The organism is Mycobacterium sp. SMC-14, assembly GCF_046250075.1.
GTDB lineage: Bacteria > Actinomycetota > Actinomycetes > Mycobacteriales > Mycobacteriaceae > Mycobacterium.
Map to the genome: position 1 here is coordinate 73,819 of NZ_CP176429.1, position 18,351 is coordinate 92,169.

Genomic DNA, 18,351 nt, shown 5'->3' on the forward strand with positions numbered 1-18,351 from the left:
TCGGGTCTCCTCGTTGAAGTGGTTGGGTGTGGCGCCGCCGGCTGCGGCCGATCAGCCCAGCAGGGCCTCGAGGTCGAGCAGCGCAGATAGGTCGGTGAACTCGGCGCTGCCCGGCGCCGGCAGCGGCGCGTCTTCGGGTGCGATCACGCCCGACCCGAGCAGATGCGTGACTCCCATTGCCAGTGTGTTGGTCACGTTCACCGTCAGACCGCCGAAGAATTCGTTGATCTGCTGGGCGACCTCGGCCAGGCCGCTGACCAGGAAGATGTCCTTGTCGACGATCCCCTGCAGGAATGTGTCGATCCCGACCACGAACTTGTCGAGGAAGTACGGCACGGACCCGGCCAGAGTCCGGATGGCCAGCGTGATGTCGTTGCCGATGTTCGGGTAGCCGTACATCGCGATCGCGTCGGTCAGCGCCTGCTTGAGGTCGACGGGGTCCACCAGGCTGTTCAGGACGGTCGGGTCGAACGCCATGGAGACACCGTCGAAGTCCGAGCGCAACGGGATGCCGAACAGCGACAAGATGGTCGGCGTGATGTCGGCGATCGAGTAGTTCAGGTTCTGGCTGCCGTCGGTCGCATCATTTCCGGCTTGATCGAAGATGACGAACGACGTTGTCTCATTGGGTGATTGGAAGCCGTGGCCGATGCTGAGCCCGGGAAGGGTCACACTCTGTTGGTGGCCGTGGTCGGTGGTGATCATGATCGACCAGTCGTCGCCGGTGATCGCCTGTACCTGAGCGATCGCGGCCAGGATCTGCTGGATGTTGGCACCGAGATTGATGATGGCCTGCATATATTCGTCCGACCCACTGGCGAACGAGTGCCCTGCGTGGTCTCCCTGGGACTGGTAGGAGAACAGGAAACTCGAGATGTCGTCGGGGTTGTCCGCGGTAGCGAGAATCTGCGCGATGGTGAGCGCGGTGACCTGCTCGTCGCTGTCGGCGGCACTGTCCCCGGCGGGGACGAACACGTTGTTGTCGACCGGGTATTGGCCGGAGTCGGCCAGCTCGTTGAGGTACTCCCAATTGCTGATGATCGTGGTGTCGATCTCCGGCTTGTTGTACTCGATCAGGTTGAACACCGACGGCCACGCGTTGTACGGCTCGGGCCGGAACAGGTTGTTGTAGACCCCGTGCTTGTCGTCCCACACGCCGGTCAGGATCGTCGACCACGAAGGCCCGGAGAGTGTGGTGTGGTTGGTCAGACTTGCGGTGCCGGTGATGCCCTGGTCCATTGCGGTCTTGAACCCGCTGTCGTCGTTGTAGGCGTATTCCAGGACCTTGGCGAGGTTGACGCCGTCGAGGCCGATCAGCAACACGTGCTCGGCGGTAAGCATCCAGTCGGCGGTCACCGTGGACAGGCCCACCTGCGTCCCTACTGCCGCTCCCGTTCCCGCAACCAAGCTTGCGACGGCCGCACCGCACAGAAACTGCTTCACCTTTGTCACGATCGATATCCCTCGCCGGAGTTACACGGACCACTGGCCGGAAATCCTAGCAGCTGGTCCCCAGGAAAAACTCAGCTTTATGGCTAGTTTCCCTCATTTACCCAGAAAGTTACTGAGGAATCTCGGTTAACCGTCCAGGTGCGCAGGTGTCGGCACCTCCGGACTAGAGAACCTTCTCGCCGCTGAGGAGCGTCGCGCGAAACTGCATCACCCGGTACGGCCAGCCGTGCGCGGTGTTCCACTGCGAAACCATCAGGCCCACCTCGCCGGTGCGATCCACCCGGGAACCGGGCAGCACATAGCCGCCGTAGAGCTGGGCGACTCGACCCGACGCGTGATCCTCGTCGTCCCAACTACTCCCAAGCAGCGGGCGTTGCAGCGGGGCCCCGGTCAGTTCGGCGGTAGGGGACTCCAGCACTCGATAGCCAAGGGCGTAGCGCGACGATTCGAACCCGCCGAGAACCCAGGTCTGCGGGCCCAGGCGTCGCAGTGACAGCTCGCCCCATGTCTCACCGGGTGGGGTGATGGGCACCGGGGCTCTGCCCCAGGCCCGGCGCTCTCCGCGGTAGCCCCAGCCGGAGTACTTGCTCGGGTCGCCAAGGTGTGCCGGGCGAACCCTTCGCAGGATGACGCCCTTGTCGCGCCGGAACCCGGTCGAGACCACGTACACCCAGCCGTCGTCGGGGTCGTAGTCCCAGGACCAGCATTGGGCGTACCCGCGATGCAGCCGAGCGGGGAACCGCGCCCCCATGTTGTGCCAGGTGATTCCGTTGTCGGCCGATTGCCAGATCTCGGTCCAGGCCACCTTGCCGAACCCGCGGTTGACGATCGCGTGCAGGTAAAGCATCTGCTCCACCCGCAGTAGATCCGACGGGATCACGGTGCTGATGGCGGAGCGGTCCAGCCGTGATGCTGGTTGGCGGTGTCGGTAGTGCCACAGCTGGCGCGCGTAGTGCGCATCGGTGCCGCCGGCTCGTTGGTAGCGCACCCGGTGCCGGGCATCGCCGGTGCCGATCAGGATCACCGGGGATCGCCAATCGCCCTGGCCGACCCGCTCGCCGGCGAAGGTGTCGCCGAACACCGACACCAGGGTGCCGTTAGGAGCCAGTACGGAGGCGCCCAGGTCTGCGCACGTCACGCCCCAGCGGTCGGTGATGCCTGGGCCGGTGACGTCGGCCAGCTTCCCGGGGGCGTTCCGCGCGGCGGGGTGCACCGCTCAAGGCTTGCTGCGCCAGCCGCCGGCGGCGACCGCGATCATCCGGAGTTGTTTGACGGCAACATGTTTGATCTCGGCGAGTGTCTCGGCATCGGGGGCGTCCTCGATGGCCTCCGCGGTGACGATCATCGCGTTGACGAACAGTCCCGCCAGGACATTGAGATCCTCGGCGCTCCAAGCATTGAACCCGGGAAACCGCGCCAGATCCGTGGCCAGCTCGGAGGTGATCAGCCGGATCTCGGTGCGGATCGCATAGCGCAGCACGGTCATCCCGCTGAAACGTTCCCGGTTGATGAATCGCCAGTACTCGGGGCGGGAGGCCACGCTGTTGACCAGGACTTCCACGGAGGACTCGATCACCCTGCTGGGGTCCACTCCGCCGGTGCGGGCATCGCGCAGCGTCTCGCGCAGCGCCCGAAACGATTCGTCGATAAGCACCAGGCCCAGGGCATCCATCGACTCGAAATGCCGGTAGAAGGCGGCCGGAACGATGTGGGCGGCGCGCGTCACCTCGCGCAGGCTCAGCGCACTGAAGCTGCGTTCGTCCAGCAGGGTCAGCGCCGCGTTGATGATGGCGCGGCGGGTGGCTTCCTTGCGTTCCTCGCGCGAAACCCGCTCCGGCCTTTCGGGGCGGGGCGTGCGTTCGGGCCGTGGCGGCCGCGTGCGCCCGGACCGTGAATTCGGCGTACGACTGTTCACTGTTGTGAAGCGTAACACAGCGGGCAAATAGCCCTTGACTCGTCGTAAACAAGTGTTCACTGTGTACATATGTTCACTCAAACTTTGACGCGGCGGGTACTGGGCTCCAGCCTGGTCGACCTGCTCACCGGTCCCCACGGGGTCGACCGCTACACCGAGCTGGTGTCGCCGACGTGGACCCGCAACGACGCCCGTGCCCGGGTCGTCGCGGTCCGGCGCTCCACCCCGCGCAGCGTGACTCTGCTTCTCGAACCCAACGACGCGTTCGGCTGCTTCCCCCGTTTCCGAGCCGGCCAACACATCAACCTGTCCGTGGACATCGACGGGCGCCGCCGCACCCGGTGCTACTCGCCGGCAAGCGCCGAAGGCCAACGGCTCCTCGAGCTCACCATCGGCCGTCACGAAGGGGGCCTGGTCTCCGAGCACCTGTATCGCAACGCCCGGCCCGGCATGGTCGTCGGACTGGAGAACGTCGGCGGCGACTTCGTGCTCCCGGCAATCCGCCCCCGCCGCATTCTGCTGATCTCCGGTGGCAGCGGTATCACCCCGGTGATGTCGATGCTGCGCACGCTGGCCGCCGAGCAATACGCGGGCCGGGTGACCTTCATCCACTACGCCCGCAGCCGCGAAGAGGCCTGTTACCACGACGAGCTCGCCGCCATGCCGCGAGTTCAGGTGCTGCACGGCTACACCCGCACCCCCGACGATGGCGACCTGCAGGGCTACTTCGACGCCGAGCATCTTGCGGCAGCCATGCCGAACCCGGAAGCGGTGTATGTGTGCGGGCCGCCGGCGCTGGTGGCGGCCGTACGCGAGCACTGCCCCGATGCGATCTCAGAGAGCTTCGTGCCCCCGGTCTTCACGGTTCCGGCCGACCCGTCCGGTGGGCAGGTGAGCTTCCTCGGCAGCACCGTCTCGGTGGTCGACGACGGCCGGACTCTGCTGGAGCAGGCCGAAGCGGCCGGCCTGCAACCGATCAGCGGATGCCGGATGGGCATCTGCCACAGCTGCACCTGCCGCAAGACCGGTGGCGCGGTGCGAAACCTGATCACCGGCGCGATCTCCACCGCCGAGAGCGAAGACATCCAGATCTGCGTCTCCGTGCCCGTCGGCGACGTCGAAATCGACCTTTAAAACCAAGGAGCCAACCATGTCCGCACCAGTTCTCGAAGCGACCGAAGTCCTCGAAGCCCCGCGCGTCGACCTGCCGGCGAACCTCGATGCATTCGGCGCCGAACTCGACGCCCTCCGTCAGCGTGTCCTCGACGACCTCGGCGAGCGCGACGCCGACTACATCCATCGGATCATCAAGGCGCAGCGCACCTTGGAGGTCGGTGGTCGCGCCCTGCTCTTCTTCAGCATCATCCCGCCGGCCTGGCTGGCCGGCACCGTGATGCTGGGTCTGTCGAAGATCCTCGACAACATGGAGATCGGCCACAACGTCATGCACGGCCAGTACGACTGGATGGGCGAACCGGCGTTGTACGGCAGGGATTTCGAGTGGGACAACGCCTGCCCGGCTGACCAGTGGCGGCACTCGCACAACTACATGCACCACACCCACACCAACATCGTCGGCATGGACCGCGATGTGGGCTACGGCATCCTGCGGATGAGCGAGAAGCAGCCGTGGGAGCCCTACTTCTTGGGCAACCCGCTCTACGCCTTCCTGCTGATGGTGCTGTTCCAGTACGGCGTGGCGGTGCACGAGCTGGAGACCGAGCGCATCCGGGCCGGCGAGATCGGTTTCGCCGACAAGAAGGAGATGCTGCTCGAGACGTGGCAGAAGGTACGTCGGCAGACCCTCAAGGACTATGTCGCCTTCCCGCTGCTGGCCGGCCCGTTCGCGCCACTGGTGTTCGCCGGCAACGTGACCGCCAACCTGATGCGCAACGTGTGGTCCTACACGATCATCTTCTGCGGGCATTTCCCTGACGGCACGCAGGAGTTCACTGTCGAAGAGACCGAGAACGAGTCCCGTGGCATGTGGTACTACCGCCAGATCCTCGGCTCGGCGAACCTGACCGGCGGCAAGTGGTTCCACATCTTCAGCGGCAACCTGTCATTCCAGGTGGAACACCACCTGTTCCCCGACCTGCCGGCACACCGGTACGCCGAGATCGCCCCGCAGGTGCGCGAGATCTGCGAGCGCTATGGCGTGCCGTACAACACCGGCCCGCTGCTCAAGCAGTTCGGCACCGTGGTCCGCAAGATCTGCAAACTGGCGTTGCCCTGGAACTGAGTCAGGCCCGGGGGCCCAGCAGCGCGATCGACGCATCGACGGCCGGCTCGGTGATGACGCCGATGTCGGCACCGTCCTCGACGGCGAGCGCAGTCAGCTCGCGCAGGCCGCCCAGCAGAATCACCGCCAGCGCCGGACTCAACGCCGGCAGATTCGCGCGGCGAAACCCCGGACTGCCGCTGAGCTCGATCAGCAGGTTCGACATCAGCTCTAGGCCGCGGCGCTGGGCCGGCCGTGCCACCTCGCCGAGTGACGGCATGTCACGGATCCAGCTCAGCGTGATCGCCGGCCGGGATCGGATCTGGGCGACGTAGGCCTGTACCGCCTGGCGGATCTGGACCTGCCAATCGGCCTGGGGATCCACCTCGGTCCGGATTCGCAGCGCCAACTCCTCGTTGTCCACCCGCAGCAGCTCGAGCAGGCACTCTTCCTTGCTGGCGAAGTGGTCATAGAAGGTGCGTTTGGAGGTGCGGGCCGCGCGCACGATCTCGGCGACGGTGCTGGCCCGGTAGCCGCGCTCGGCGATCGAATCGGCCAGCCCGTCGAGCAATCGGTGCCGGTAGGGGTCGGCGGCATTGGCCGCCGGGGTATCGATCGCAGGCACTGTCATCGCCGCACCTCCCTGCGCGTAAGCCTTGCCACTTGTTGGTACTTAAGAGTACCGTTTCCCGCAAGCATTGGTACGCAGTGGTACCAAAGACCACGTCGGGAGGCGTCGCATGACCCACACGGTTGCCAGCACGGCCGCGGACACCGTCAAGACTTCGGATTCACCGGCGATCAACCTGCCGCCCGGCGCGCGTGGGTCCAAGCTGGCGGCCGGCCTGCTGTTCATCCTGGCCCGGCGCCGGGCGCTGCAACGCCTGACCCGTAAATGCGGCGCCGCCTTCACGGTCCAGGTCCCGATGTTCGGGCCGACCGTCATCGTCACCGACCCAGAGCTGGCTCGGCAGATCATGCTGACCAACCCCGAAGATCTGGGCAACATCCAGCCCAACCTGTCGCGGATCCTCGGCAAGGGTTCGGTGTTCGCCCTCGACGGTGCGGCGCATCGGCGCCGGCGCAACTTGCTGAGCCCACCGTTCCACGGCAAGAGCGTGCGCGCCTACGAGCAGATCATCGTCCAGGAGACTCTTCGCGAGATCGCCGGCTGGCCCACCGGCAAGTCCTTCGAGACCTTCGGTCCGATGAACCGGATCACCCTGAACGTCATCCTGCGGACCATCTTTGGAGCCGAAGGCGCTGAGCTGGATCAGCTGCGGGCGATCCTGCCCAAGTGGGTGACGCTGGGCTCTCGGCTGGCGGCTTTGCCGATTCCGATTCGCCAGTACGGCCGGTTCACCCCGTGGGGCCGGCTGGAGGCGTGGCGTGCTCACTATGACGTCATCCTGGACAAGCTGATCGCCGATGTGCGGGCCGACCCTGATTTCGAGAACCGATCCGACGTTCTGACCCGGCTGCTGCGTAGCAACCACGAAGACGGTACGACCATGACCCGCCAGGAGCTCGGCGACGAGCTGCTGACCCTGCTGGCCGCCGGACATGAGACCACGGCGTCGACCATGGCCTGGGTCTTCGAGCGGCTGAGCCGCTACCCACAACTGCTCGACGAACTGACCGCCGAGGCGGACGCGGGTGGGAACACGTTGCGGCGCGCCACGATTCGCGAGGTGCAGCGGGTGTGCACCGTGATCGACTTCTCCGGACGGCGTGTCTACGCGCCCAGTGTCCAGATCGGCGAATGGGTGATTCCGCGCGGCTATTCGGTGATCGTCGCGATCAACCAGGTCCACCAGAACCCCGCAGCGTTCGATGACCCGCAGGGATTCGACCCCAAGCGCTACATCGACGGCAGCCCGTCGGCGTTCGAGTGGATGCCCTACGGCGGCGGCACCCGGCGCTGCCCGGGCTCGACCTTCGCCAACTTGGAGATGGATGTGGTGTTGCGGACGGTGTTGGAGCGCTTGACCATTGAGCCCACCACCGCGCCCGGGGAGAAGTTCCACTCCCGCGGCGTGGCCTTCACCCCCAAGCAGGGCGGTCGGATCACGGTGCGCCGCCGGGACTGATCCCGGCTAGCGCTGGGGCTGCAGCTGCCAGTTCGGTCGGATGTAGTGGCAGGTGTACCCGCCCGGGAAGCGCTCCAGGTAATCCTGATGCTCGGGTTCGGCTTCCCAGAAGTCACCGGCGGGGCTGACCTCGGTCACCACCTTGCCCGGCCAGCGGCCGGACGCCTCCACGTCGGCGATGGTGTCCAGCGCGATCTGGCGCTGCTCGTCATCGAGGTAGAAGATCGCCGAGCGGTAACTGGTTCCGACGTCGTTGCCCTGCCGGTTAGGCGTGGTCGGGTCGTGGATGGCGAAGAAGAACTCCAGCAGGTTGCGGTAGTCGGTAGCCGCGGGGTCGTAGGTGATCTCGATGGCCTCGGCATGGGTGCCGTGATTGCGGTAGGTGGCGTTCGGGACATGGGGATCGCCGGTGTAGCCGACTCGGGTGCTCACCACGCCGGGCTGCTTGCGGATCAGGTCCTGCATGCCCCAGAAGCAGCCGCCGGCCAGGATCGCTCTCTGGTAATTGGTCATGCCCCGATTATCCGCAGCTATCCGTGGCCCGCCAGCCGATAGGAGCGATAGCTGGTCAGCACGGCGCTCGGCTCGCGGTGCGGCGGCGCCTGCGCCGTCAGCTCGGGGAACCGGTCGAACAGGGCGAGCAGGCCCAGCCGGATCTGCATACGGGCCAACGGCGCGCCCAGGCAGACATGTGGACCGAACCCGAATCCCAGGTGGCCGGTCTGCGACCGGGCCAGGTCGAGCCGGTCGGGGTCGGGGAACACCGCCGGGTCCCGGTTGGCGGCCGCCAACCCGAGCAGGATCGGGGCACCGGTGTCGATCACGGCGTCGCCGATCTCGATCGGGGCGCCGGCCACCCGGGAGATCATCAGGGCCGGGCTGATCATCCGGACCAGTTCGTCGACGGCGTGCGGGGAATCGGCCAGCAGGCCGCGTTGCCCGCTCTCCTCGATCAGCAGCGCGGCCGCTCCGGTCAGCACGGCTGTGGTGGTGTCGTGTCCGGCCGACAGCAAGAAGATGGCGTTGTGCAGCAGCTCGTCGTCCGACACCGGCAGTCCGCTGGTGGCCACCACCGACAGCAGGTCGTGGCCGGGATCGGCGCGGCGCAGCACCAGCAGATCGGCGAGCAGCGCCTTCATCCCGGCGGCGGCGTCGTCCGCGGCGACGAACACGTCACGAGATGCCGCCGGCTCCAGCGCCCCGATCAGCGCCATCGACCAGGTCGCCAGGTTGTCCAGTTCGCTGTCGGGCACCCCCAGCAGCGTGGCGATCGCCCCCAGCGGCAATGGCTTGGCGAACTCGGCCACCAGGTCGAAGCCTTCCGCGTCCAGCCCGGCGGCCAAAGACCGGGCCCGGGCGGCGACTTCAGCTTCGAAGGAGGCCAGCGCCCGCGGCGTGAACGCCCGGGACAGCGGGGCCCGCAGCCGGCGGTGATCGTCACCGGAGCGGTAGAACAGGTTGTGTTCCACGTGAGTCAGATACGGGCGACCCGTATCGAGCTTGCTGCGGTAGAGGTTTCGCCGGTCGGTGCTGACCCGCTCGTCGCGCAGCATCGCCAGCACGTCGGCGTAGCGGGTCAGCACCCACAGTCCCTGGCTGTTGCGGTGCACCGGTTCGGCTTCGGCAAACCGTCGCTGATACGTCAGCGGATCGACGTGCAGCTCCGGGTCGCGGAAGTCGAAGTCGAGCGAGCTCATCAGGTGCGTTCGGCGATCCAGGACGCCACCAGATCCGCGCAGATCGTGCGGCTGTCCGTCGGCTGCTCCAGGTAGTGATCGCCGGGGATGAAATGGAGCTGCTTGTCGGTGCTGGCCAGCGAGTCGTGGATGTGGTGCGCGTCGCTGGGAAAGACACCGGTGTCCGCCGTGCCCTGGATCACCAACGAGGGCAACGTGATCCGGCCCAGGTGCGGAGCGCCCTGACAGAACGACGTCTGCAGGCTCCACATGGACAGCCAGGTCCGCAGCGTGCAGTGCGCGGCGATGTTGTACGGCGCGCGGTTGGCGCGCCGCGGGTCACCCAGGTAGCAGGAGTTCAGCGGGCGGTCCGACGGGTCGAGCGAGGCGTCGAGGTAGCGCGGGTCGGCCCACACCCGATGCACCGAGAAGGACCGGTCGTAGGTGCCGCCGGCCTTGAGCCGCTTCAGCTCCGCCTGCGCCCAGGCGGTGATCCGGTCATTGCGGTCACGCTGGGCCTGGCGGTAGCGGGCGATGAATTCCGGGGTGTAGGGCGGCGCGTTCTGCTCGGCGTACATGTCCAGCGAGGGATCGCAGGACAGCGGGTCGGTCTCGTCGGTCACCGACGGGTCCATCCACGCGGTCAGCACCTCCGGGCGCCCGGCGTGTGCCTGGGTCGACACGTACAGGTCGCCCGGCGGCAGCGTGTTGACCGCATCGGGCACTGGGCCGCCGCCGACTCCTGTGATGTGCGGGTCGACGGACTGCGACTGGTAGGCGGCCATCAACGATCCACCGCCGGAGTTGCCGAGCAGGACGATGGTCTCGACGCCGGCCTGTTCGCGCAGCCATTGCACCCCGGCCGCGATATCGAGCAGTGCGTGCTCGAGCAGGAACAACGACTCACCGCTGCGGTACCGGGTGTTCCAACCCAAGAAGCCGTACCCGCGTTCGGCGATGAGCGGCGCCAGGTAGTGCTCGGCGAAGTCCACGTTGTAGTGGCTGGCGATCACCGCCACCTTCGGCTTCACGCCGGCCGGTGTCCAGTACAGCCCCTGAGCCGGATGGTAACCGGCGGGGTTCACGCCCGCCGATGCCGAAGTGAGCGAAACGAATTCGCGGGTTACGGCCACTGCATTGCTCCTTTGATCATGAACCCTGATCGCGCCAACTCACCGAGCGATACCAGGTATCGGTGAGCGTCTTGATCGCTGCTTCTTCGTCCAGTTCGCGGCCCGCGACGTCGCCGCCGGCCACCAGCCAGACATAGGTGAAGTGGTTGAGCATGGCGACGATGGCCGATCCGACCAGCTCCGGGTCCGCGTCGGTCGAATAGCCCTGGCGTTGAGCCATTCGCACCGTCTGCGCCACCCAGTCGATGGCGTCGGCGCACATCTCCCGCCAGCGCTGGGCGAACGCGTCGTCGATCATCGCCAGCTGGAACACCCCGACCATGACCCCGAGATGCTCGCGGTAGGTGTCCCAGTGCGCACGCACGGACTCCTGGATGATGTCCCGCAGATCCTGCCCCGGGTGCAGGGCCTGCACCGCACGGCTGCGGGCCATGGCCCGGAAGTCCTCGGCCAGCGACGCCAGCAACTCTTCCTTGGAGCCGAAGTAGTGGTAGAACGACGCCGGAGAGCGTTTGGCGGCAGAGGTGATGTCGGTGATCGTCGTCTTGAAAAACCCCTTGCGGGCGATCACCTCGCGGGCCGCCCGTTCCAGGCGAGCCTGGGTGTCGCGGCCCCGGACGGTGGGGCGGCCGGCAGTCCCGTCCGCGGACGTCACGCCGGTTCCATCCGGTCCAGGTCGGCCACCAGATCAGCCAGTCGACGTTCGCCATCGGGCGTCTGGCCACCCGCGGCCAGAAAGCGTTCCATCTTCGGAAGCGCCGCACCGCGTCCCAGCATCTGGGCGAACGCGGAGCGTTCCACCGCCAGACCCGCGGCGACGTCCGGGGCGGCCAGCGTGGCCTTGACATCGGCGATGTCGGCCAGCGGCACCGTTGCGATGCGCTTCACCAGCCGGTCCAGGAAGGGTCCGACGGCGTCCGCGTCCAGCGCCCGGTTGACCAGCCCGTAGCGTTCGGCGAGATCGGCATCGAGGTCGTCGTGAGCGAGGATGACCTCCAGTGCCCGGCCGCGGCCCAGCAGGTGAAGCAGATGCTGCGGACCCGAACCGGCCGGGATGACCCCGATTCCGGTCTCGACCTGGTTGAACACCGCCCGGCCGGTGACCGCGAACCGCAGATCGAGGTTTACCAGCAGCTCCATCCCACCGCCGGCAACCCGCCCGGCGACCACCCCGATGGTGACTTGGTCCAGCGCCCGGAAGGCCCCGACCAGGTTCTGAAACGAGCCGACGGCAGCCTCGGTGTCGTCGACCGAGGCGGCCAGCAGCGCCAGGTCCACGTGGGCGATGAAGAAGTCGGGGTTGGTGCTTTCCAGTACCACCACGCGGACGTCGCTTCCGGCCGGCGACCGCAGCCAGTTCACCAGGCGCCACAGGTCGCCCATCATGGTGGCGTCCATCAGGTTGATCTCGCCGTGGCCGATGCGCACCCGGACCACCGGGCCGTCCTGGTCGACGGTGAGCGACGTCAGGGAACCGAGACCCATGAGTGCCAGGCTCAGCCGAGCTGGGTGGTGGTCGTCTTCGACGTGACCACCTTGGGGTCAGCGGCGCGCTCGGTGCTGTTCAGCAGGGCGTGCGCCTTCTCCGGATCGGGTTCGAACCCAGGGGTGTCGCGGCACAGCTCGATCATGATGCCGTTGGGGTCCAGGTAGTACAGCGAGTGGCACCAGCCGTGGTCGACGTCCATCAGCGCCTTGATGCCGGCGGCGTCCATCCGCGCCCGGACTTCGTTCTGCTTCTCCTCGGTGGCCCGGAAGGCGAAGTGGTTCACCCACACCGGCAGTCCATTCGGGCGTGACAACGAGCTGGACCAGTCGGGTTTCTCCCCGACGCCGTGCAGGTCGAAGAACGCGATGCACGAGCCGTCGCCGAGGTCGTAGAACACATGCCGGAAGTAGCCCTCCTGCAGGTGCTCGACTTCGGTGTGCACCAGCGGCAATCCCAGCAGGTCTTCGTAGAAGTGGTTGGTGGCCTCCAGGTCGGCGCAGGCGTAGGCGGCGTGGTGCAGACCGACGGCGGGCTTGGGGGATGTCACTGGCTACCGAACCTCCTCACGGCCCGCGCTGGGCCGACGGCGTCACCGTAGCATTTTCCTGAATATAAACCCAGATTCGATTCTGGGCGCGGACCCTCGACAACCCCGCTAGAACGTGTTCTAGTTCTTGGCATGACGAAACCGCAGTTCAGCCGCGCAGAACTGGCGGCCGCATTCGACGTGTTCGAGCAGACCGTCGCCCGCGCCGCCGAAACCAAGGACTGGGATGCCTGGGTGGCGCACTACACCCCCGACGTCGAATACGTCGAGCATGCGATGGGCACCATGCACGGCCGTGACGAGGTGCGCAGCTGGATCCGCAAGACCATGTCGACGTTCCCGGGCAGCTACATGACCGAGTTCCCGGCACTGTGGACGGTCATCGACGAGGAGAGCGGGCGCGTTATCTGCGAACTGGACAACCCCATGCGCGACCCCGGCGACGGCACCATTATCAGCGCCACCAACATCTCGATCGTCACCTACGCCGGCGACGGCCTGTGGTCCCGCCAGGAGGACATCTACAACCCGCTGCGCTTCGTGGCCGCGAGCATGAAGTGGTGCCGCAAAGCCCAGGAGCTCGGCACCCTGGACGACGAGGCAGCCGCCTGGATGCAGCAGTTCGGGGGCAAGGCGTGAGCCGCAAGCCCAAACTCGTCATCGGAGCCAACGGGTTCCTGGGTTCGCACGTCACCCGCCAGCTCGTCGACGCCGGAGAAGACGTACGGGTGATGGTGCGTCCGAACGCCAACACCATCGCCATCGACCACCTCGACGTCACTCGGTTCCACGGCGACATCTTCGACTCCGCCACCCTGGCCGAGGCGATGGCGGGCTGCGACGACGTCTATTACTGCGTGGTGGACACCCGCGCGTGGCTGCGCGACCCGAGCCCGTTGTTCCACACCAACGTCGAGGGCACCCGAAACGTCCTGGCAGTGGCCAAAGATGCCGACCTGCGCCGATTCGTGTTCACCAGCAGCTACGCGACGGTGGGACGGCGCCGCGGGCATGTCGCCACCGAGGACGACATCATCAACCCGCGCGGACTCACCCCCTATGTCCAGTCCCGGGTGCAGGCCGAGGAGCTGGTGCTGCGCAGCGCCGAATCCGGCCTGCCCGCGGTCGCGATGTGTGTGTCCACCACCTACGGCGACGGGGATTGGGGCCGGACCCCGCACGGTGCGTTCATTGCCGGGGCGGCATTCGGCAAGCTGCCGTTCCTGATGAAAGGGATCGAGCTGGAGGTGGTCGGGGTCGACGACGCCGCCCGCGCGATGATCCTGGCCGCCGACCGTGGACGCAACGGCCAGCGCTACCTGATTTCCGAACGGTTGATCCAGCTGCAGGACGTGGTCAAGATCGCGGCCGACGAAGCCGGTATGCCCGCGCCGTCGCGTTCGATCTCGGTGCCGGCACTGTATGCACTGGGCGCGCTGGGCAGCCTGCGGGCGAGCCTGACCGGCAAGGATGCCGAGCTGAGCCTGAAGTCGGTGCAGATGATGCGCGCCGAAGCGCCGGTCGATCACAGCAAGGCGGTGCGCGAGCTCGGTTGGCAGCCACGACCGGTTGAGGAATCGATCCGGGAGGCGGCGCGTTTCTGGATGAAACTGCGCGACGCCAAAAAGCGAGGTACCCCCGCATGAACCAACGACCGATTCACATCCCGACTCCCGAGTACCCGATCACCGTGACCCCGACCGGACGGCAGGTCACAGTGCGGATCGCCGGCGAGATCATTGCCGACAGCGCGAACGCGCTCACTCTGCAGGAATCGAATCACCCTGCGGTGCAATACATTCCGCTGGCTGATGTCAAGACCGATCTGCTGACCCGCACCCAGACCGCCAGCTACTGTCCGTTCAAGGGCGATGCCGCCTACTACAGCGTCACCACCGCGGCGGGCGAGACTGTCGCCGACGCGATCTGGACCTACGAGCAGCCTTTTGCGGCGGTTGCGCCGATCGCCGGCCACGTTGCGTTCTACCCCGACAAGGCCGACATCAGCGTCGCCGAAGCCGCAGGCTAGCCAGAGCTTCGCTAAAGCCCCAACAATTGCCCGGCGAACCGGGTGTCGGTGTATTCGCGAACCGAGACGATCCGTCCGTCTTGGGTGTCGACGATGTACGCCAGCGGGCTGTCATAGTGCGAACCGTCGGCGGCATGACAGTCACCCAGCGCCTCGATCACCACGGTCTCGTGTTCGTTGATGCACCGGACCAGCTCTAGGTTGATCCGCAAGCCGAGGCGGCGCTGCTCGACTTCCAGCCGCAGCTCATCCTTGTCGACGGCCTGGCGGGTCAGGATGCTCCACCAGGTGAAGTCGTCGCTGACCAGCGCAAAAATGTCGTCCAGGTCGTCGTCGCCGCAGATGCCCTGGAGAAACATCCACGCCAATTCCGCCTGCGGGTCATCGAACGGGGTGGCCATTTGTCCATCGTGACCGGGCAGCGCGGAGCGGTCAACGACGACAAGCGATCCTTATGATCGCGTCATCAGTAATTCGCTTTGTCGTACCGTCGCTTTTCCCGGCCCTGCCAGCCCCGCGCTGACCCTGGGCCCACTGCGCCGCGGGCCGGGTGACCCGTGCCTGCAGGTCGTCGACGGCGCCACCTGGCGTACCAGCCTGATGTCCAGCGGGCCGGTGACGGCGCGCATCGTGCAGGTGGCCCCCGACGCGGTGGACTGCACGGCTTGGGGCGCCGGCGCCGCGGAGTTTCTCGACCAGGCGCCGGCCTTGCTGGGGGTCCACGACGACGCGACCGACTTCGCGCCCACCGAGCCGACGGTGGCCGCCGCCTACCGGCGCGTGCCGCACCTGCGGCTCGGGCGCACCGGTCTGGTTCTCGAGTCGCTCATCCCGGCCGTGCTCGAGCAGCGGGTGCCGGGCGCCGATGCCTTTCGGGCCTGGCGGCTGCTGGTCACCGAGTTCGGCACGCCGGCCCCCGGTCCGGCGCCGTCGCGAATGCGGGTGCCGCCGTCGGCGCAGACCTGGCGGACCATCCCGTCGTGGAAGTTTCATCGGGCCAACGTCGATGGTGGGCGGGCCCGCACCATCGTCGGTTGCGCGAGTCGGGCGACCGCACTGGAGCGGTTGGTGGTGCGCCCCGCCGCAGAGGCCCGGGCGGCACTGATGTCGCTGCCCGGCGTCGGCGAGTGGACCGCGGCCGAAACTGCGCAGCGAGCGTTCGGTGATGCTGACGCGTTGTCGGTCGGCGACTACCACCTTGCGACGATGATCGGCCGCACGCTGCTCGGCCTCCCGCTCGACGCGTCTTTCACCGACGACGCCATGGTCGAACTGTTGGAGCCGATGCGGCCACACCGGCACCGGGTGACGAGGTTGCTGATCGAAAGCGGGCTCGCTGTCAGCAAACGACGGGGGCCGCGCCTGGCACTGCAGCGGATCAGCTCGCTGTAGACGGCTCGCCGGGAGGGTCGTCGGTCGCCGTGGCAAACCGTCCGGAGTCGAGCGCATCGAGCAACTGGCCGGCGATCCACTCGAATGTGGAGGTGTCGCGCGGCAGCAGGGCCTGCTCGTAACCGATCAGCAGATAGATCGCCCAGTTTGCGAACAGTTGCGCCTGCCGCTTGTCGTCGAGGACTTCCAGCGCCGATTCGAAGAGAATGTCGAAGCGTTGCTGATCCACTTGGGCCTGCACCGCATGCACCCGGGCGTCCGCCGAGCTCCAGGCGCGGATCGAGGCTTCGGCCCCGTGCGGCAGGGTCAGGCCGATCTGGATCAGGCTGTCGAGGCGCTGCCGGGGGTCGGGTATCGCTCGGACGAACTCCACGTGCTGGAGCGTGCGCTCATCCAGCCAGTGTTGAACCAGGTCACGGGTGTAAACCGGCCAGCTGGTGAAGTAGTGATAGAACGAGCCCGTCGTCACGCCGAGCCGGTTGCAGACTTCGGCGAGCTTGAGGCCGCCGTAGCCCAATTCGGACAGCACTTCGAAACCTGTCTCGAAGTACGCCTGACGGGAGAGAACCGCGCCCATAAGTCGACTTTAGTTCGCTGGACGCCGTTGGCATACAGCACGGCTGAGTCTTAAGTGAATCTTCCTAATTACGATTTTTCTGGGGTTGGAAGCTATGCCGTGCCACACTTGTCCAGTGCGGGATGCGGCATTTCGCAGGGTGGGGCGCCCCCGCGGGGCGCGGTCTGGCGTGACTAGGGAACGCATCGTGACCGCTGCCAGCGGGGTGTTTGGCGAATTCGGCTATCACGCAACGACGTTTCAGGCGATAGCGGAACGGGCGAAGCTGACCCGCCCGGCGATCAACCACTATTTTCCTAGCAAGCAACTGCTCTATCAGGCGGTCCTGACGCAGGCTGAGACCCTGTTCGGGCACGCTGTCGACCAGGCGCGCACCGAGCCCACCCTGGTCGGGCAGATCTCGTCCGTCATGGTGTCTTTCACCCAACTCGGCGAAGACGACCGTACGGTGGCGGCGTTTGCGGTCACCGCTGTGGTCGACGCTCAGCGCGACCCGGCGTTGAAGTCGTTGGTCGGCGACATCCAGGGCCCGCCGCGGGCGTTTCTGACAGAGTCGCTCACCGAGGCCATCGATCGGGGCGAGTTGGTCGCCACCTCGAGTGTGGGCGAGCTGACCGAGATGCTGTTGGCCGTGTTGTGGGGGATCGCGTTCTATGTGTCGCTGGTTGGTAGTCAAGCGGCGTCGGCGCGGGTGGTCGCCACGCTGCAGGCGCTGTTGACGCAGGAACTCTGGCAGTTGCGTCAGCCAGCCGACGGATAAAGTTAATAGACCGGCTAACTTTCATCGGTAGTATCGCGTGCGACACCGCCGCGACCAAGTGAGGTAAACCGATGAGCGCACTCCGTACCCACGATGACACCTGGGATATCGCCACCAGTGTCGGCTCGACGGCGGTCATGGTGGCCGCCGCCCGCGCGTCCGAGACCGCCAGCGCCGATCCGCTGATCAACGACCCGTACGCCAAACTCCTGGTCGCCGGGGCAGGCACCGGGATCTGGGAGTTGCTGCTCGACGACACGTTGGTCGACAAGGTGGAGGCTATCGACGCCGAGGTCGCCGCGGTGTATCACCACATGCGCAACTACCAGGCGGTCCGGACGCATTTCTTCGACGCCTTCTTCGCCGACGCGGTCGCTGCCGGCATCCGCCAGGTGGTGATCCTGGCGTCCGGGCTGGACTCGCGGGCCTACCGGCTGGACTGGTCGGCCGGGACCACGGTGTATGAGATCGACCAGCCGAAGGTCTTGGCCTATAAGGAGCAGACCATGGCGGCCAACGACGTGACGCCGGCGGCCGAGCGCCGCACCGTGGCCATCGACCTGCGGCAGGACTGGCCGGCGGCGTTGACCGCCGCCGGCTTCGATCCGGCGGCCCCGACCGCGTGGCTGGCCGAGGGACTGTTGATGTACCTGCCCGCCGAGGGTCAGGACCGGCTGTTCGACCAGATCACCGCGCTCAGCGCCCCGGGGAGCCGGATCGCGGCGGAGACCGCGGGCAACCACCGCTCCGATGAGCGGCGCCAGCAGATGGCGGAGCGGTTCAAGAAGATCGCGGAGACGATGGGCCTGACGCAGAGCCTGGACATCCAGGATCTGATCTACCAGGACGAGAACCGCGCGTCGGTTCGGGGATGGCTCGACGAGCATGGCTGGCAGGCCGCGTCGCAGCCCTCCACCGCCGAGATGCGCCGGCTGAATCGCTGGGTGGACGTGTCGGTGACCGACGATGCGGACGCGTTCTCCGAGTTCGTCACCGCGGTGCGCGGCTGACTCGGCAGACCCGACCCGACATGGCGGACTCGATTCATCCCCCGTATACAGAGAAGGCCT

Annotated in this window: 21 protein-coding genes; 9 read left to right on the forward strand and 12 right to left on the reverse strand. The window is 66.7% G+C overall.

Going from position 1 to position 18,351, the window contains the following annotated elements:
• Positions 1 to 51: 51 nt before the first annotated feature.
• The 3 genes from ACKY0W_RS00350 to ACKY0W_RS00360 form a co-directional block, all read right to left on the reverse strand.
• Positions 52 to 1,452 (reverse strand): alkaline phosphatase family protein, encoded by a 1,401-nt coding sequence (locus ACKY0W_RS00350; protein ID WP_409435919.1) that lies wholly within the window; start codon positions 1,450 to 1,452, stop codon positions 52 to 54.
• 163 nt (positions 1,453 to 1,615) lie between these two features.
• Positions 1,616 to 2,665 (reverse strand): DUF4185 domain-containing protein, encoded by a 1,050-nt coding sequence (locus tag ACKY0W_RS00355; RefSeq protein ID WP_409435920.1) that lies wholly within the window; start codon positions 2,663 to 2,665, stop codon positions 1,616 to 1,618.
• A gap of 3 nt (positions 2,666 to 2,668) precedes the next feature.
• Entirely contained in the window at positions 2,669 to 3,367 is a 699-nt protein-coding gene (locus ACKY0W_RS00360; protein ID WP_406759415.1) for a TetR family transcriptional regulator, read from the reverse strand.
• Positions 3,368 to 3,436: 69 nt separating this feature from the next.
• On the opposite strand from ACKY0W_RS00360, the gene ACKY0W_RS00365 reads away from it, so the two are divergent.
• Positions 3,437 to 4,501: a ferredoxin reductase gene (locus tag ACKY0W_RS00365; RefSeq protein ID WP_409435921.1), complete on the forward strand. Its 1,065-nt coding sequence runs from the start codon at positions 3,437 to 3,439 to the stop codon at positions 4,499 to 4,501.
• Positions 4,502 to 4,517: 16 nt separating this feature from the next.
• Entirely contained in the window at positions 4,518 to 5,609 is a 1,092-nt protein-coding gene (locus ACKY0W_RS00370) for a fatty acid desaturase family protein (RefSeq protein WP_409435922.1), read from the forward strand.
• A 1-nt stretch (position 5,610) separates the two neighbouring features.
• Here the strand turns inward: ACKY0W_RS00370 and ACKY0W_RS00375 are convergent, their stop codons facing one another.
• Positions 5,611 to 6,219 carry a TetR/AcrR family transcriptional regulator gene (locus ACKY0W_RS00375; RefSeq protein ID WP_409435923.1) on the reverse strand — a complete coding sequence of 203 codons (609 nt, stop codon included), beginning with the start codon at positions 6,217 to 6,219 and terminating at the stop codon, positions 5,611 to 5,613.
• A gap of 109 nt (positions 6,220 to 6,328) precedes the next feature.
• Here ACKY0W_RS00375 and ACKY0W_RS00380 point away from each other — a divergent pair, with 109 nt between their 5' ends.
• Entirely contained in the window at positions 6,329 to 7,678 is a 1,350-nt protein-coding gene (locus tag ACKY0W_RS00380) for a cytochrome P450 (RefSeq protein ID WP_409435924.1), read from the forward strand.
• Positions 7,679 to 7,684: 6 nt separating this feature from the next.
• Here the strand turns inward: ACKY0W_RS00380 and msrA are convergent, their stop codons facing one another.
• From msrA to ACKY0W_RS00410, 6 genes are read right to left on the reverse strand one after another with little or no spacing between them, the layout of a single operon-like run.
• Positions 7,685 to 8,191 carry a peptide-methionine (S)-S-oxide reductase MsrA gene (gene msrA / locus ACKY0W_RS00385; RefSeq protein ID WP_409435925.1) on the reverse strand — a complete coding sequence of 169 codons (507 nt, stop codon included), beginning with the start codon at positions 8,189 to 8,191 and terminating at the stop codon, positions 7,685 to 7,687.
• Positions 8,192 to 8,208: 17 nt separating this feature from the next.
• On the reverse strand, positions 8,209 to 9,375 hold the full coding sequence (locus ACKY0W_RS00390) for a cytochrome P450 (RefSeq protein WP_409435926.1): 1,167 nt from the start codon (positions 9,373 to 9,375) through the stop codon (positions 8,209 to 8,211).
• Positions 9,375 to 10,487 (reverse strand): alpha/beta hydrolase, encoded by a 1,113-nt coding sequence (locus ACKY0W_RS00395; protein WP_409435927.1) that lies wholly within the window; start codon positions 10,485 to 10,487, stop codon positions 9,375 to 9,377. Before ACKY0W_RS00395 ends, ACKY0W_RS00390 begins: the two co-directional genes overlap by 1 nt.
• Before the next feature lie 16 nt (positions 10,488 to 10,503).
• A complete protein-coding gene (locus tag ACKY0W_RS00400) occupies positions 10,504 to 11,142 on the reverse strand; it encodes a TetR/AcrR family transcriptional regulator (protein ID WP_409435928.1) in 639 nt (212 codons plus the stop codon).
• On the reverse strand, positions 11,139 to 11,972 hold the full coding sequence (locus tag ACKY0W_RS00405) for an enoyl-CoA hydratase/isomerase family protein (protein WP_409435929.1): 834 nt from the start codon (positions 11,970 to 11,972) through the stop codon (positions 11,139 to 11,141). The genes ACKY0W_RS00400 and ACKY0W_RS00405 overlap by 4 nt, the downstream gene beginning before the upstream one ends.
• Positions 11,973 to 11,983: 11 nt before the next feature.
• Complete coding sequence (locus ACKY0W_RS00410; RefSeq protein ID WP_406759405.1) at positions 11,984 to 12,523, reverse strand: VOC family protein; 540 nt, start codon at positions 12,521 to 12,523, stop codon at positions 11,984 to 11,986.
• A gap of 132 nt (positions 12,524 to 12,655) precedes the next feature.
• Between ACKY0W_RS00410 and ACKY0W_RS00415 the strand changes: the two genes are divergently transcribed.
• Genes ACKY0W_RS00415 through ACKY0W_RS00425 form a run of 3 tightly spaced genes read left to right on the forward strand, consistent with a single transcriptional unit; the run spans position 12,656 to position 14,552 of the window.
• On the forward strand, positions 12,656 to 13,162 hold the full coding sequence (locus tag ACKY0W_RS00415; protein WP_409435930.1) for a nuclear transport factor 2 family protein: 507 nt from the start codon (positions 12,656 to 12,658) through the stop codon (positions 13,160 to 13,162).
• Entirely contained in the window at positions 13,159 to 14,169 is a 1,011-nt protein-coding gene (locus tag ACKY0W_RS00420) for an NAD-dependent epimerase/dehydratase family protein (protein ID WP_409435931.1), read from the forward strand. The genes ACKY0W_RS00415 and ACKY0W_RS00420 overlap by 4 nt, the downstream gene beginning before the upstream one ends.
• Positions 14,166 to 14,552 carry a DUF427 domain-containing protein gene (locus ACKY0W_RS00425; RefSeq protein ID WP_409435932.1) on the forward strand — a complete coding sequence of 129 codons (387 nt, stop codon included), beginning with the start codon at positions 14,166 to 14,168 and terminating at the stop codon, positions 14,550 to 14,552. Before ACKY0W_RS00420 ends, ACKY0W_RS00425 begins: the two co-directional genes overlap by 4 nt.
• An 11-nt stretch (positions 14,553 to 14,563) precedes the next feature.
• Here the strand turns inward: ACKY0W_RS00425 and ACKY0W_RS00430 are convergent, their stop codons facing one another.
• Positions 14,564 to 14,953, reverse strand: coding sequence for a nuclear transport factor 2 family protein (locus ACKY0W_RS00430; protein WP_047320337.1), 390 nt, complete (start codon positions 14,951 to 14,953; stop codon positions 14,564 to 14,566).
• A 64-nt stretch (positions 14,954 to 15,017) separates the two neighbouring features.
• On the opposite strand from ACKY0W_RS00430, the gene ACKY0W_RS00435 reads away from it, so the two are divergent.
• Positions 15,018 to 15,944: a DNA-3-methyladenine glycosylase family protein gene (locus tag ACKY0W_RS00435; protein ID WP_409437899.1), complete on the forward strand. Its 927-nt coding sequence runs from the start codon at positions 15,018 to 15,020 to the stop codon at positions 15,942 to 15,944.
• Here the strand turns inward: ACKY0W_RS00435 and ACKY0W_RS00440 are convergent.
• Positions 15,931 to 16,521 (reverse strand): TetR/AcrR family transcriptional regulator, encoded by a 591-nt coding sequence (locus ACKY0W_RS00440; RefSeq protein ID WP_406759400.1) that lies wholly within the window; start codon positions 16,519 to 16,521, stop codon positions 15,931 to 15,933. The genes ACKY0W_RS00435 and ACKY0W_RS00440 overlap by 14 nt on opposite strands.
• 187 nt (positions 16,522 to 16,708) lie before the next feature.
• Between ACKY0W_RS00440 and ACKY0W_RS00445 the strand changes: the two genes are divergently transcribed.
• Positions 16,709 to 17,281 (forward strand): TetR/AcrR family transcriptional regulator, encoded by a 573-nt coding sequence (locus ACKY0W_RS00445; protein WP_409435933.1) that lies wholly within the window; start codon positions 16,709 to 16,711, stop codon positions 17,279 to 17,281.
• 71 nt (positions 17,282 to 17,352) lie between these two features.
• The gene (locus ACKY0W_RS00450) at positions 17,353 to 18,291 is read left to right on the forward strand and encodes a class I SAM-dependent methyltransferase (protein ID WP_409435934.1); all 939 of its coding nucleotides are present in this window, start codon (positions 17,353 to 17,355) and stop codon (positions 18,289 to 18,291) included.
• Positions 18,292 to 18,351 lie beyond the last annotated feature (60 nt).

Coding starts and splice junctions, on each gene's coding strand:
- ACKY0W_RS00365 (WP_409435921.1), top strand. CDS start 3,437: ATGTTCACTCAAACTTTGACGCGGCGGGTACTGGGCTCCAGCCTGGTC.
- ACKY0W_RS00370 (WP_409435922.1), top strand. CDS start 4,518: ATGTCCGCACCAGTTCTCGAAGCGACCGAAGTCCTCGAAGCCCCGCGC.
- ACKY0W_RS00375 (WP_409435923.1), bottom strand. CDS start 6,219: ATGACAGTGCCTGCGATCGATACCCCGGCGGCCAATGCCGCCGACCCC.
- ACKY0W_RS00380 (WP_409435924.1), top strand. CDS start 6,329: ATGACCCACACGGTTGCCAGCACGGCCGCGGACACCGTCAAGACTTCG.
- msrA (WP_409435925.1), bottom strand. CDS start 8,191: ATGACCAATTACCAGAGAGCGATCCTGGCCGGCGGCTGCTTCTGGGGC.
- ACKY0W_RS00390 (WP_409435926.1), bottom strand. CDS start 9,375: ATGAGCTCGCTCGACTTCGACTTCCGCGACCCGGAGCTGCACGTCGAT.
- ACKY0W_RS00405 (WP_409435929.1), bottom strand. CDS start 11,972: ATGGGTCTCGGTTCCCTGACGTCGCTCACCGTCGACCAGGACGGCCCG.
- ACKY0W_RS00415 (WP_409435930.1), top strand. CDS start 12,656: ATGACGAAACCGCAGTTCAGCCGCGCAGAACTGGCGGCCGCATTCGAC.
- ACKY0W_RS00425 (WP_409435932.1), top strand. CDS start 14,166: ATGAACCAACGACCGATTCACATCCCGACTCCCGAGTACCCGATCACC.
- ACKY0W_RS00430 (WP_047320337.1), bottom strand. CDS start 14,953: ATGGCCACCCCGTTCGATGACCCGCAGGCGGAATTGGCGTGGATGTTT.
- ACKY0W_RS00440 (WP_406759400.1), bottom strand. CDS start 16,521: ATGGGCGCGGTTCTCTCCCGTCAGGCGTACTTCGAGACAGGTTTCGAA.
- ACKY0W_RS00450 (WP_409435934.1), top strand. CDS start 17,353: ATGAGCGCACTCCGTACCCACGATGACACCTGGGATATCGCCACCAGT.